This is a genomic window from Chryseobacterium balustinum (assembly GCF_900168205.1).
Classification (GTDB): domain Bacteria; phylum Bacteroidota; class Bacteroidia; order Flavobacteriales; family Weeksellaceae; genus Chryseobacterium; species Chryseobacterium balustinum.
In genome coordinates this window covers 22,043-35,488 of sequence record NZ_FUZE01000025.1, presented here as the reverse complement: position 1 = coordinate 35,488, position 13,446 = coordinate 22,043, and the positions used below count along the sequence as shown (strand labels likewise).

At 38.2% G+C, this 13,446-nt stretch carries 7 protein-coding genes; 3 read left to right on the top strand and 4 right to left on the bottom strand.

The genetic code is table 11. The features are described from left to right. Nucleotides 1-2 precede the first annotated feature (2 nt). Complete coding sequence (locus B5X64_RS19360) at nt 3-2,546, top strand: multicopper oxidase domain-containing protein (protein ID WP_096030810.1); 2,544 nt, start codon at nt 3-5, stop codon at nt 2,544-2,546. Nucleotides 2,547-2,908: 362 nt separating this feature from the next. On the opposite strand, the gene B5X64_RS19355 is transcribed toward B5X64_RS19360, so the two are convergent. Then, nucleotides 2,909-3,142, bottom strand: a complete 234-nt coding sequence (locus B5X64_RS19355) for a helix-turn-helix domain-containing protein (protein ID WP_056028936.1) — start codon at nt 3,140-3,142, stop codon at nt 2,909-2,911. 387 nt (nt 3,143-3,529) lie between these two features. On the opposite strand from B5X64_RS19355, the gene B5X64_RS19350 reads away from it, so the two are divergent. After that, nucleotides 3,530-4,345 (top strand): RNA polymerase sigma factor, encoded by an 816-nt coding sequence (locus B5X64_RS19350; RefSeq protein WP_056028938.1) that lies wholly within the window; start codon nt 3,530-3,532, stop codon nt 4,343-4,345. Nucleotide 4,346: 1 nt separating this feature from the next. After that, complete coding sequence (locus tag B5X64_RS19345; RefSeq protein WP_079466808.1) at nt 4,347-5,441, top strand: hypothetical protein; 1,095 nt, start codon at nt 4,347-4,349, stop codon at nt 5,439-5,441. 260 nt (nt 5,442-5,701) lie between these two features. Here the strand turns inward: B5X64_RS19345 and B5X64_RS19340 are convergent, their stop codons facing one another. Genes B5X64_RS19340 through B5X64_RS19330 form a run of 3 tightly spaced genes read right to left on the bottom strand, consistent with a single transcriptional unit; the run spans nt 5,702 to nt 13,388 of the window. Further along, the gene (locus tag B5X64_RS19340; RefSeq protein WP_079466807.1) at nt 5,702-7,747 is read right to left on the bottom strand and encodes a heavy metal translocating P-type ATPase; all 2,046 of its coding nucleotides are present in this window, start codon (nt 7,745-7,747) and stop codon (nt 5,702-5,704) included. Between the two features lie 18 nt (nt 7,748-7,765). Next, entirely contained in the window at nt 7,766-9,022 is a 1,257-nt protein-coding gene (locus B5X64_RS19335; protein ID WP_079466806.1) for an efflux RND transporter periplasmic adaptor subunit, read from the bottom strand. Between the two features lies 1 nt (nt 9,023). After that, entirely contained in the window at nt 9,024-13,388 is a 4,365-nt protein-coding gene (locus B5X64_RS19330) for a CusA/CzcA family heavy metal efflux RND transporter (RefSeq protein ID WP_079466805.1), read from the bottom strand. Nucleotides 13,389-13,446: the final 58 nt, after the last annotated feature.

Here is a 13,446-nt window from a genome sequence, read left to right as displayed (position 1 = left end):
AAATGAAAAAGATAACATTAATAATATTCATCGTTGCAACGTACACCTTTGCACAAGCACAGGATATGAAAGGTATGGATATGAGTAAAAAAGAACAGGTTCAACAGGCAACTTATACTTGCTCGATGCATCCCGAAATCCACGCCACAAAACCAGGCAACTGCCCAAAGTGTGGTATGAAATTGATAAAAGAAAAGGCTAAAACGGTAAAGCAGTCATCAAACAAAAAAAATGATGAAATGCAGATACCTCCAAAAGAGCAGCCGAAAAAGGTGGACAAAATGAACAATATGTCTATGCCAAAAGAAAAGCCTCAAACCGTAAAAAGAATTGTAAACACAAAACCTCCAAAAACAGTTCGATACGAATTATATGTAACAGATACACTAGTAAACTATGCAGGTAAAGAAAAGAGAGCCATTGCCGTAAATGGTCAAATACCTATGCCCACGTTGACATTTACTGAAGGCGATACAGCCGAAATTGTCGTACATAACCAATTAAAAGAAAGTACATCACTGCATTGGCATGGTGTGTTCTTGCCCAATAAAGAGGATGGTGTGCCTTGGCTTACACAAAAGCCAATTAAGGCGGGCGACACTTATACCTATCGTTTTCCGATTATCCAACATGGCACGCATTGGTACCACTCACATTCGGGTTTGCAGGAGCAGATCGGTATGTATGGCAGTTTTGTAATGAAAAAGCGTGAGGATGATAAAAATTTTAGAGAAGGAATTGATGATTTGCCAACCGAACCCATCATTTTAAGTGAGTGGACAAACCTTAATCCTGATAACATTAACAGGATGTTGCACAACGCCAATGATTGGGCGGCTATCAAAAAAAATGCTACACAATCTTACGCAGAAGCTATCAAAGAAGGTCATTTCAAAACAAAAGTAACCAACGAATGGAAACGTATGCTGGCAATGGATGTTAGCGATGTGTATTACGATAAAATATTAATCAACGGAAATAATGCTACCGACTTAAAAACAGTTGATGGAAAAACACTGAAAGCAGGCGATAAAGTGCGGTTGCGAATATCAAATGGTGGGGCATCTTCTTACTTTTGGTTGCGTTATGCGGGTGGTAAAATTACTGTAGTAGCCAATGATGGTAATGATGTAGAACCAGTAGAGGTCGATAGATTAATCATTGCAGTTTCCGAAACTTACGATATTGTTGTCACAATTCCTGAAGATGGTGTTGCTTATGAATTTTTAGCTACAACCGAAGACCGGACACAATCCGCAAGTTATTTTGTAGGCAACGGCATAAAGCAGTTAATTTCCCCGCTCCCTAGATTGAAATATTTTGAGGGGATGAAGATGATGAATGATATGATGAAGATGAACGGAGATCTGGATGATATGGGAATGAAAATGAGCTTGAACCAAATGGATATGAACGTAGTAATGTATCCTGAAATCACAGGAGATAGTAAGCAGAAAGAAGACCATAGCCAACACAATATGAATATGAATATGGAAAATGATCCCAACCGTTATAATGCAAATGCTTTGGGAGAAATCAAAACCCTTAACTATGCAATGTTACAATCACCGAATAGTACTTCACTTCCTAAAGATGCACCTGTAAAAGAATTAAAATTTACGCTTACAGGAAATATGAACCGCTATGTGTGGAGTATGGATAACAAAATCCTATCAGAAGTTGATAAAATCCCTGTTAAGAAAGGAGAAATTTTACGCATCACAATGTACAATAACTCAATGATGAGACATCCAATGCACCTACACGGCTTCGATTTTAGAGTTATTAATGGCAAAGGTGAAAAATCTCCCCTTAAAAATGTTTTAGATATAATGCCGATGGAAACTGACACTATTGAGTTTTTAGCAAACGAAGAAGGAGATTGGTTTTTCCACTGTCATATCCTTTATCACATGATGTCAGGAATGAATAGGGTATTTGCAGTTGACGATTATCAAAATCCAAATTTGCCTGATAAAAGGCAAGCATATAATATGTTGCAAAGAGAAAGCAATATGCCACACTTTATGGCTCAGAACGATTTTGCTACCAATGGAAATGATGGTGATGCAATGTTTCAGAATGCAAGATGGAGCTTAGGTACAGAATGGCGTTTAGGTTATAATGATATGCATGGTTATGAAGTAGAAACTCATTTAGGACGATATATTGGTAAAATGCAATGGTTTATGCCATTCATCGGTTTTGACTGGAGGTATCGTAAAATGGGTATGGATGAACACGAAACCAATTTATTTGGACAGAAAAATGAAAAAGATACACGTAGAGCCATAAGTTTAGGTTTGATGTACACTTTGCCAATGCTAGTAAACTTTCAGGCGGAAGTCTATCACGATGGTATTGTACGTCTTTCCTTAATGCGTGAAGACATCCCCATTACAAAAAGATTGAGAGCAGGTTTTATGGTCAACACCGATATGGAATATATGACAGAACTAAAATATATTATTAATAAAAATGTGGGCATTCGTACACATTATGACAGTGATATGGGATGGGGATTTGGTATTTCGATTAATTATTAATTACTAATTACGGCGAGTTATGCTGTAATGTAAAGATATTAGCACACCTTTATTTTACGTTAAAACAAAATCCATCTTTTTGAGATGGATTTTGTTGCTATAATTTACAGCAATCATTAACAATCCCTCCTTTCTTTACTTTAGATTAACTCTTCTTTTTCAAATGCGTGATGCGGTGATGAAACCATGATAATCTAAATAAAGAAAGAACTTAGTCCAGAATTTCACTAATAAAAAATACCGATGATAATCGGTATTTTATTCATTTATAGTTTAAAAAATTGTTCGAGAGTAATTTTTCTATCCTCTTTTCGTCAAAATTAAAAATTTCCTTTAGAGAAATTACAACTATTCAGAATTTTTTAGTCAATTTTAAAGTTCAGCAAATCTTTAGGAGACACATTTAAACCTTTAGCTAAGTCGATTAAAGTAGTAAAAGCAAAATTTCTTTTCCCATTTTCAATATCACTTACTGTACCTTTAGTAATTTTACTACTATTTAGCACAACCTCGTCTTGGGTAAGTCCTGATTTAATTCTTAAATCTTTAACGTGTTCACCAAATTTTTTTAGTATTTCATCTTTTAAAACATCCATTTGCTAACATTTTATACAAAGGGCGTAATTTTATTTGCAAATTTTGTTACAAGTTCTTGTAACAAATTGGAAATTTCTTATATTTGAACAAATTAGTTATAAAGGTAATTTTGTGATAGTCAAAGAAATATAGAAGCTATTGCTTTAGATTCTCGACTGGAAAACTGGCACTTTTCAAAAAGCAACGAGTTATTAAGTAAATGTGCCCACGACCTCGGCAAGGGCTCACTTATCGTTGCTCGGTATGCCAGTACCACCAGTCGGTAAGTTGAGTTCCACGCATTCTTTTTGGCAATATGTAGTGAGATAATGTTTGAATGTTGCAGATAATTCATATAAAGATCTAAACAATTCCTTCAGCAATAATTTAATTAAAATTCGCTGTTTATGAAAAGAACAAACTCTTTGCCCCGAAAGTTGACCAATCTTCAGTTGTATGAACTGCTAAAAAAAAGCAATCCGACCGCTTTGGAACATCTTCATCTGCGTTACAAAAGACTTCTTTTTTGGGTTGGATGGCAGGTGCTTAAAGATGATTTTGTAGTGGACACTATTGTTCAGGATACCTTCCTCAAATTGTGGCTGCACCGCGACACCATTGAAACGCCTGATCATATTACAGGATTTTTACGGTTTGTAATGAAAAGGGATTGTATATCGTATGTTACTGCTCCAAGAAATAAATTCAACCGCTTAATGGCTTCTCTTGACAGTTTTGAGAATTATCAGGATTATCTTGCAGGTTATGACCCGCTAAAAGATAAAGAGTATCTTCTCAGTCAGGAATCCGATCAGAAAAATTTCGATGAAGTTAAAAAGGTTTTACCCGTTCTGGATCCCAAAAGAAAACACCTGATTGAACTTTGCTTGGAATATGGCTTTCAGCACAAACCAATCGCAGAAGCAATGGGAAGCAGTGTGAAAGATATCAGCAATGAGGTGAGCAGAGCTATAAATGACCTTCGGAAAATTCTTAATAGAAGTTCTTCTGAGCAGCCAAAGGGAAAAGCTCTCGATAATAAAAAGCAGTCAGAAAAACTCAGTAGTCAACAACTCGATATTTTGAAAAGAAGGTTTGAGCAGAAATCTTCATTTGCAGTTATTGCCCAAGAACTCAAATTACCTGAAAAGGAAGTACATCGGGAATTTCTGTATGCATATCAACATTTACAAAATCAAAACACTTCTGAAATACCTCTTTAAAATGGAAAAATCCACGATGACATTGACCCGAAGAATTCAGCTACTGATTGATCTTCCTGCAAATGAACAAAAAGAGATGTGGGAAAAACTCTACCGGTATCAGAACCGCTGTTTCAGAGCTGCTAATTTTATTGTTTCCCATCTGTATGTTCAGGAAATGATCAAAGATTTCTTTTACCTCACAGAAGATATCCAATACAAACTTGCTGATGAAAACAAAGATAAAATGGGAATATTCACCCGTTCGAAAACACACACAACTGCACGTATGGTTTTTGATCGCTTCAAAGGAGAAATTCCTACAGATATTCTGGGAAGCCTGAACAATACGATTCAATCAACCTTCTCTAAAACTAAAGCCGACTATTGGCAGGGAACAAAATCATTGCGAAACTTTAAGAAAGATATTCCAATTCCGCTTCCGGTCAAATGCATCAGCAAAATGAAGTATGATCCCGAAAAGAAAGCATATAGCTTCAATATGTTTGCTATTCCTGTTAAAACGTATTTGGGAAACGACTACTCTGATAAGCGAGTGATAATGGAACGCCTCTTAAGAGAAGAGATAAAGCTTTGCACATCGCAGATCCAGCTGAAAGCCGGAAAGATCTATTGGCTTGCAGTATTTGAATTTGAAAAAGAAGAACATAAATTAAAACCCGAAATCATTGCAGAGGCTTCCCTGTCTTTGGAACACCCGATAGTGGTAAAGGCCAACAATGTGCGAATCAATATTGGCTCGAAAGAGGAGTTCCTGTATCGCAGGCTTGCTATTCAGGCAAGTCAGAAAAGGATTCAAGACGGTATCGCCTATACCCGTTCAGGAAATGGAGTTAAACGCAAACAGAAAGCATTGTATAAGACAGAGAATCTGGAAAGCAGATATGTAAGTCATCGGCTTCACCTTTATAGCCGTAAACTTATCGATTTCTGTATCCAGCAACAGGCAGGCACATTGATTCTTAAAAATCAGGAAGATAAAATAGGCATTGCAAGAGAACAGGAATTTGTGCTTCGCAACTGGAGTTATTATGAATTGCAGACCAAAATAAAATACAAAGCAGAAAAAGCCGGTATTGAGTTAATTATTGGATAGAAAAAATAACGAGGGTGCTTGTACACCCGCAGGGTGAGGTGTTGAACACTCACTAAATACTCAGTGAGTATATACAACGGCGTGGGCTCTTTTTTTACTTATGTTTTAAAATACTTCAAACGCTCATTAATAAATTAAAGGATTACTTCAGGGTAATAACTTTTATATTTAAGGCTCAACCATCTAGTTGAGCCTTAAATATGAATTACAAATGTACTTTTACAGCATCTCTGTTTTTTAAATACTTATAAATAGCATTATTAAAAAGTCATTCTTTGAATTCTGACAGCATTTAATATAGCTAATAGAGCAACTCCTACGTCAGCAAAAACTGCTTCCCACATTGTTGCTAATCCACCAGCTCCCAAAACCAGTACAATCGCTTTTACAGCAAAAGCAAGAAAAATATTTTGCCAAACAATCTTCCGGGTTTGCTTTCCGATATTGATTGCCATCGGTATCTTGCTTGGCTTATCGTCTTGAATGACTACGTCTGCGGTCTCAATGGTTGCATCACTTCCCAATCCGCCCATTGCAATACCTACGTCGCTCAAGGCAACAACAGGGGCATCATTGACGCCGTCTCCCACAAAGGCAACTGTTTCATTTTGTGATTTGATCTCTTTTACTTTGTTAACCTTATCTTCCGGCAGCAGGTCACCGAAGGCGTTAGTTATTCCCAGTTGATTTGCAACAAATTGTACAACAGTGCTCTTGTCTCCGCTTAACATCGTAGTTTTTACACCTAAAGCTTTAAGTTTATCAATGCTCAGCTGTGCATCGGCTTTTATACTGTCTGCAATAGTAATGTAGCCTGCAAATTTTCCGTCATATGCGATTGCAATTATTGTATAAACGATCTGCGTAGGGTCAAGATCATATTTGATATTGAACTTATCCATCAATTTAAAATTTCCCACAAGCAGATCTTTCCCGTTGATATTGGCTTTCAATCCGTGCCCAGGAATTTCTTCTGTATTTTCTAATTGTATAGAATGGTCGATTTCGCCGACATATTGATGGATTGCCGTAGCGACCGGATGGGTACTTTTGCTTTCTAAAGCATTTACCATCTTCAGAATTTCATCTTTATTAAATTCAGATTTTAAAGTAACTTCCTGAACTTTAAAGACGCCCTCGGTCATTGTTCCGGTCTTGTCCATTACCACATTTTCAATATTGGCGATAATGTCTAAAAAATTACTTCCTTTAAACAGTATACCGTTCTTTGAAGCTGCGCCAATTCCGCCGAAATAACCTAGAGGAATGCTAATAACCAAAGCGCAAGGACAAGAGATCACTAAGAACACTAATGCTCTGTAAAGCCAGTCACGGAAAACATAATTTTCCACGAACAGATATGGTAGTAGGCATATCAGTACTGCGAGTCCGACGACAATGGGTGTATAAATCCTTGCGAATTTTCGGATAAAAAGTTCGGTAGGTGCCTTCTGAGCCGTCGCATTTTGTACTAATTCCAGAATTTTGCTCAACTTACTGTCTTCGTAAGCAGTTGTCACTTTTACCTGAGCAATAGTCTGTAGATTGATCATTCCGGCAAGCACACTCTCACCTTTGTTTTTGGTATCAGGCTTACTCTCACCAGTTAATGCAGCGGTATTGAACGATGCGGATTCACTTACCAACTCTCCGTCCAGAGCCAGCTTCTCTCCTGATTTTAGCTGTACAATATCCCCAATTCTCGCCTGTTTGGCAGGGATGATCTTTGGTTGGTTACCTTCAAGAATGGTCACCTCATCAGGACGCTGATCCAACAATGCTTTGATATTATTCTTTGCTCTCGAAACAGCAAGTGTCTGGAAAACCTCTCCTACACTGTAGAAAAGCATAACAGCAACCCCTTCCGGATATTCACCGATTGCAAATGCACCTATAGTAGCAATGCCCATTAGAAAAAATTCCGAAAACACGTCACCTTTGGCGATGCTTTCATACGCTTCTTTTAGAACGGGTAGACCGACAGGCAAATAAGCCACCGCATACCATACGATCCGTACCCAGCCTTTAAACCACTCCTGCGGAAAAAAGTTATCCAGTACGATCCCTATCAAAAGTATAACCAGAGAAACAATTGCTGGTAAAAACATTTGAAATGTATTTTTCTCACCATCGTTATGGTCATGTTCATCATCGTCACTGTGCGTTTCAGATTTATTATTCTCTGTAGAGCAGCAGCTATCATTATTAAGCAATTTTTTGGCACCTGCGTCTTTGTAAATTTTGCCTTCCTGCGCTGTACAACAAAGCTGGTTTCCTTCCTCGTCGTAAATATGTTTGTGTTCCATTACAGTTATTTTAAAAATTTAATCTTCGTGTTCACCTGAATTACTTAGCTTAGCATTGACAAAAAATGCGCCTTTTACTACTATTTCAGCATTTGCCGGAATTTCATTGACAGCTGTAATCGCCGTGTAACCCATATCAGAAGAACCTTTCACAACTTCTATCTTTTCGAAATTAGTCATTTTTTCTTCTTTGTTAGATATTTTCTTTTCATTTAAATGTTCATCTTCTCCCTCTTCTTGATGCTCTTCAGCCTTTTTGTCTGTTTTGATAAAAATGAAATATTTGCTGTCCGCTTCTACAATGGCTTCATTGGGAACCGCAGGCGTGGTACTTTTATCGAGACTTACGATTCCTGTGATATTCATTCCGTCGATCAATCCGGATTTGTTTCCTGTTACAGAACAGTGAACGGAGATTGTTTTGCTGTCGTTTTCAAAGGATGAACCAATGCTGTAGATTATGGCATCGTACTCGGTTTCAGGATTATTTGTTAATTTAAAATGAACGATTTGTCCCACTTTCATTTTTGGCAGATCCTTTTCAAAAACCTGCAAATCAAGATGTAGGGAACCATTATCTATAATTTCCGCAACGGGCGATGAGATGTCAACGTAACTTCCAATTTGTGAGGAAATAGTACTTATCGTTCCACTGATTGGTGATGTGATAACTAAACCGGATCGCAAATTTCCATTATTGACATTGGCGGGATTGATGCCCATAATCTGAAGCTGTCTCTGCAAAGATGATCTTTGTGTTCTCAGGGTTTTCAGTTCAGCATCTGAACTCTGAAGGTTCTTCTTTGCGCCGGCATCATTATCAAATAATTCCTTTTGTCTCCTGTATTCTTGTTCTGCAAATGCAATCCTGCTTTTCACGGTCAGGTATTGCTCTTGCAACTGAATGTATTCCGGATTTGATATGGAGGCAATTACCTGTCCTTTTCTTACAAAATCCCCGATCTGTACATTCAAAGTTTTAATAATCCCACCATACATTGATGTGACGGTCGCTTTATTATTGTTCGGAACTCTAAGTGCTCCATTGGCTTTGATGGTAGAGGTCAATTCCTTCATCTCAATCTTTCCTAGATTGATGCCAACCGCTTTAATCTGTTCTTCAGACAGGCTTGCTATGGTCTGGGGAACCTCATCACCGTGTTCTTCTGCCTGCTCAGTTTTGATTTCGCTTTCCGATTCTGTGTTGGCCTCCTTCTTTCCACAGCTCATAAGAATAACAAAAACGAAAGCAGTATAGATGATATTTTTTTTCATATTATTTATTGATTAAAGAGTTAATGATGACTACAGACTGATTGACTTGTTGAATGGATTCCAGATACTTAAGCTGAATATTGGTTGCAGTCTGCAGAGCGAAAAGATATTCGACGTAGGAGATTTCTCCGGTTTTGTAACCGAGCTGACCTGCTTTTACAATTTTTTCTGCATTTGGAATAGCCTGACCTACATAATATTCATATTGCTGTACATCCTGCTTATATTGCTCTAAGGCATTCTCAAGTTGAACTGTCAATTGTTTTTGCTGGAGTTTTGCGTTCGATTCTGCCATTTGCCTCTGATAATCCAAAGACTGGATTCTCGCTTTCGTCGCTCCAAAAGTCAAAGGAATTGAAATTCCAAGATTGGCAATGTGAAATCGGTTTCCTGCATCAAAATATTTTTCCTGCCCATTGAGTGTATGAAAACCTATGATTGACTGGTTCGTGTAACCCAAACTGAACTCAGGTAAGCCCTGCGATCGCTCTACGTTTTTATTTTTCTCGGCAATTTCCATTTCCTGGTAGAATGCTTTGACGGTTGGATGATTGGCAATTGTAGTGCTGTCCAGAACATACTCCGCTTTCATAGGCTCATAATTTTCTTTAAACAAAACCTTTATATCATCGTCTGTATTTAATAGTGCTTTCAGATTTTTGTATGCATTATCAAGATAAATTTTATTCTGATTTAGCAATAGACCGATCTCCCCTTTCTGAGTTTCTGCTGTACTGATTTCAATTTTTTTGATGTCACCTGCATTGAATCTGACAGTGGCTATCCTGATAAAATCCTGATAAAGGCTGTCGAGCTTCATCAGTTTGGTCTGGTTGTAGTGCAGATATTCAATCTGGTAAAAATAAGTTCTGACCTGCCGTGCAACTTCGTTGGCGGTGATGTCTTTACTGATCTGTTTAGCTTTAATCTCTTCTGCAATCAGGTCTTTTCTGGCTTTGAACAAAGTCGGAAATGGTATGCTCTGTGAAATTGAAAACGACTGGTCGAACTTCGGACTGTTGTATTGACCTAACTGTGCATTGAAATTCATTTTTGGCAGTTCACTAGCGGTCGGTTTCAAGGCCTCGGAAACTTTAATATCCAAATCTTTCGTTTTTATTGAATAACTATTGCTCAATGCCATTTCTGTAGCCTGTTCCACAGAAAGTGTTTTTGTTGTTTGAGCATTCAATGTTTGTCCGACAAGTAGAAATCCTAACACGATAATTGTTGTCAAAGATTTCATCTTCATATTTTTAATTCTGAAGTTACTGTTGAAAATGATGTAAAGAATCGGTAGAACAAATAGCGTCAGAAAAGTCGCAGTGATCAAGCCACCTATTACCACCGTTGCCAAAGGTTTCTGAACTTCTGCTCCGGCTCCTGTTGAAATTGCCATTGGAAGAAATCCTAATGAAGCCACTGTTGCAGTCATCAGAACTGGCCGAAGTCTAGTTTTAGTACCTTCTACGACACGTTTCATAAGATTTGTTTCGCCATCTTTTTCCAGCTGATTAAAAGTTCCTATGAGGACAATTCCGTTGAGAACAGCAACGCCAAACAATGCGATAAAACCTATTCCGGCACTGATACTGAATGGCATATCTCTGATCAATAAGGCGAAGATCCCGCCGATGGCACTCATCGGTATCGCAGTAAAAATTAATGCAGCCTGCTTAAATGAGCGGAATGTGAAGTATAACAAGAAAAATATCAGGAGTAAAGAAACCGGAACAGCAATCAGCAATCTCTTGCTCGCATCCTGCAGATTCTCAAACTGTCCGCCATAAGTGAAATAATATCCCGATGGCAGCTTTATTTGTTGTTCAAGTCTGCTTTGAATGTCATCGACAACACTTTCTACATCCCGACCTTTGACATTAAAACCTACAACTATTCTTCGTTTCCCTTCTTCACGGCTGATCTGTGCCGGGCCGAGTTTATAGCCGATATTAGCCACTTGAGAAAGTGGGATTTGGTTTCCTGTATTGGTGGATATCATCAGATTATTGACATCATCAATATTAGCTCTGTGCAGGCTGTCCAAACGAATCACCAGATCAAAACGTCTTTCGTTTTCAAAAACCTGACCTGCGGCTTTACCCGCAAATGCAGTGCTTAAAGTATTATTGACATCTTCAATATTTAGTCCGTAATTTGCCATTCTTGTGCGATCATACTCCACATTGATCTGTGGAAGTCCGCTGATGCGCTCGATCTGAGGCTCTGTTGTGCCGTCAATAGTCTGAATTACTTTTCCAACTTTATCCGCATAAATAGCGAGAGAATCCAAATTTTCACCGAAAATTTTCACGGCCACATCCTGGCGAATTCCCGTCATCAGTTCATTAAAACGCATCTGTATCGGCTGATTTTTTTCGAAAAATACACCGGGAATCAATTCTAGTTGTTCTGAAATTTCGTCCGCTAATTCATCATAAGATTTATTACTTTTCCATTCTTTTTGTGGCTTTAAAACAATGATCAGATCTGTAGCTTCAAAAGGCATCGGATCGGTAGGTACTTCGGCAGCCCCTGTTTTTCCCACCACCATTTTTACCTCATCAAATTTCTTGATAATTCTGGAAGCCTGCATTGAAGTCTCAATGCTTTGCGACAGTGAGCTTCCCTGAGGCAAGATGCAATGAAAAGCAAAATCGCCTTCCTGTAACTGTGGGATAAATTCACCACCCATTCGACTGAATATAAATAGGCTCACTGCAAATAAAAGTACCGTAACGGAAACAATTATACCCTTGATTTTGATAGCTCTTTTTAGTAATGGTTGATAGATACCCTGAAGTTTATTCATCAGCTTATCTGAAAAAGTCTCCTTTTGTGATATTTTTTTTGATAAAAACAATGCGCTCATCATCGGGATATAGGTCAGAGATAAGATCAAAGCTCCCAAAATAGCAAACCCTACTGTTTTTGCCATCGGTGTAAACATTTTCCCTTCAACACCGACCAAAGTTAAAATAGGAATGTAAACGATCAGAATGATGATCTCGCCAAATGCCGCACTATTTCTGATTTTCGAGGCGGAAAGAAAAACTTCTTCATTCATCTCAGACTGCGTCAGTTTCTGCGTAGATTTTCTAAGTCCTAAATGATGGAGTGTCGCTTCCACGATAATCACGGCACCATCAACGATTAACCCAAAATCTATTGCGCCTAAACTCATTAAATTGGCACTGACTCCAAAAACATTCATCATTCCTAATGCAAAAAGGAGTGACAATGGGATTGCTGAGGCAACGATCAATCCTGCTCTTAAATTCCCTAAGAATACAACCAATACAAAAATCACGATGAGTGCTCCTTCAATAAGATTCTTTTCAACTGTACTGATTGCTCTGCCAACAAGGTTTGTCCTATCAAGAAAAGGTTCTATTACAATATCGTCTGGCAAAGATTTTTGAATAGTAGGAATTTTATCTTTGATGAGATTTACAACTTCACTGCTGTTCGAACCTTTTAGCATCATTACAATGCCACCAACAGCATCTACATTACCATTGTATGTCATGGCTCCGTAACGAACTGCACTTCCAATACGAACATCAGCTACATCTTTAATGAAAATAGGGACATTTCCTTTGTCATTCTTGACTGCTATATTTTTAATATCCTCAAGAGAAGTTACTACACCTATGCCACGGATAAAATAGGCATTCGGCTTTTTGTCTATGAAAGCACCTCCTGTGTTCTGATTGTTTTTCTCCAATGCAGTAAAAAGGTCTGTGATGCTGATCCCCATTGCTCGGAGCCGATTGGGATCGACAGCCACTTCATACTGTTTCAGTTCCCCTCCAAAACTGTTTACCTCCGCAACTCCCGGCGTTCCGTTCAGTTGTCTTCTGACGATCCAGTCCTGCATAGTTCTCAGCTCCTTAGATGAATATTTTTTTTCACTTCCTTTCTTCGGATGCAGAATATACTGATATACATCTCCTAAGCCAGTACTCACAGGTGCGAGTTCTGGTGTGCCAACACCTTTTGGAATTTCTTCTGAAGCTTCTTTTAATTTTTCACTGATCAGTTGGCGTGCAAAATATATATCGACATCTTCTTTAAATACCACGGTAATGACAGAAAGACCGAATCGTGAGATACTTCGAGTCTCTTCAATATCTGGTATATTGGCGATGCTTTGCTCAATGGGGAAAGTGACCAGCTGTTCCACTTCCTGACCCGCAAGTGTTGGACAGACAGTTATGATCTGCACTTGATTGTTGGTGATATCGGGCACAGCATCAATGGGCAATCGGTTTGCGCTCCAAACACCCCATAGTATCAGTAACAAGGTCATTATTCCTATGACGATCTTGTTGTTGATGCTAAATTTTATGATTTTATCTAACATTTAATTTTAATTTTATTGAAATTGCTTACGAATTCAACATAGCCACAAAATCCTGTAA

Coding starts and splice junctions, on each gene's coding strand:
- B5X64_RS19360 (WP_096030810.1), top strand. CDS start 3: ATGAAAAAGATAACATTAATAATATTCATCGTTGCAACGTACACCTTT.
- B5X64_RS19355 (WP_056028936.1), bottom strand. CDS start 3,142: ATGGATGTTTTAAAAGATGAAATACTAAAAAAATTTGGTGAACACGTT.
- B5X64_RS19350 (WP_056028938.1), top strand. CDS start 3,530: ATGAAAAGAACAAACTCTTTGCCCCGAAAGTTGACCAATCTTCAGTTG.
- B5X64_RS19345 (WP_079466808.1), top strand. CDS start 4,347: ATGGAAAAATCCACGATGACATTGACCCGAAGAATTCAGCTACTGATT.
- B5X64_RS19340 (WP_079466807.1), bottom strand. CDS start 7,747: ATGGAACACAAACATATTTACGACGAGGAAGGAAACCAGCTTTGTTGT.
- B5X64_RS19335 (WP_079466806.1), bottom strand. CDS start 9,022: ATGAAAAAAAATATCATCTATACTGCTTTCGTTTTTGTTATTCTTATG.
- B5X64_RS19330 (WP_079466805.1), bottom strand. CDS start 13,388: ATGTTAGATAAAATCATAAAATTTAGCATCAACAACAAGATCGTCATA.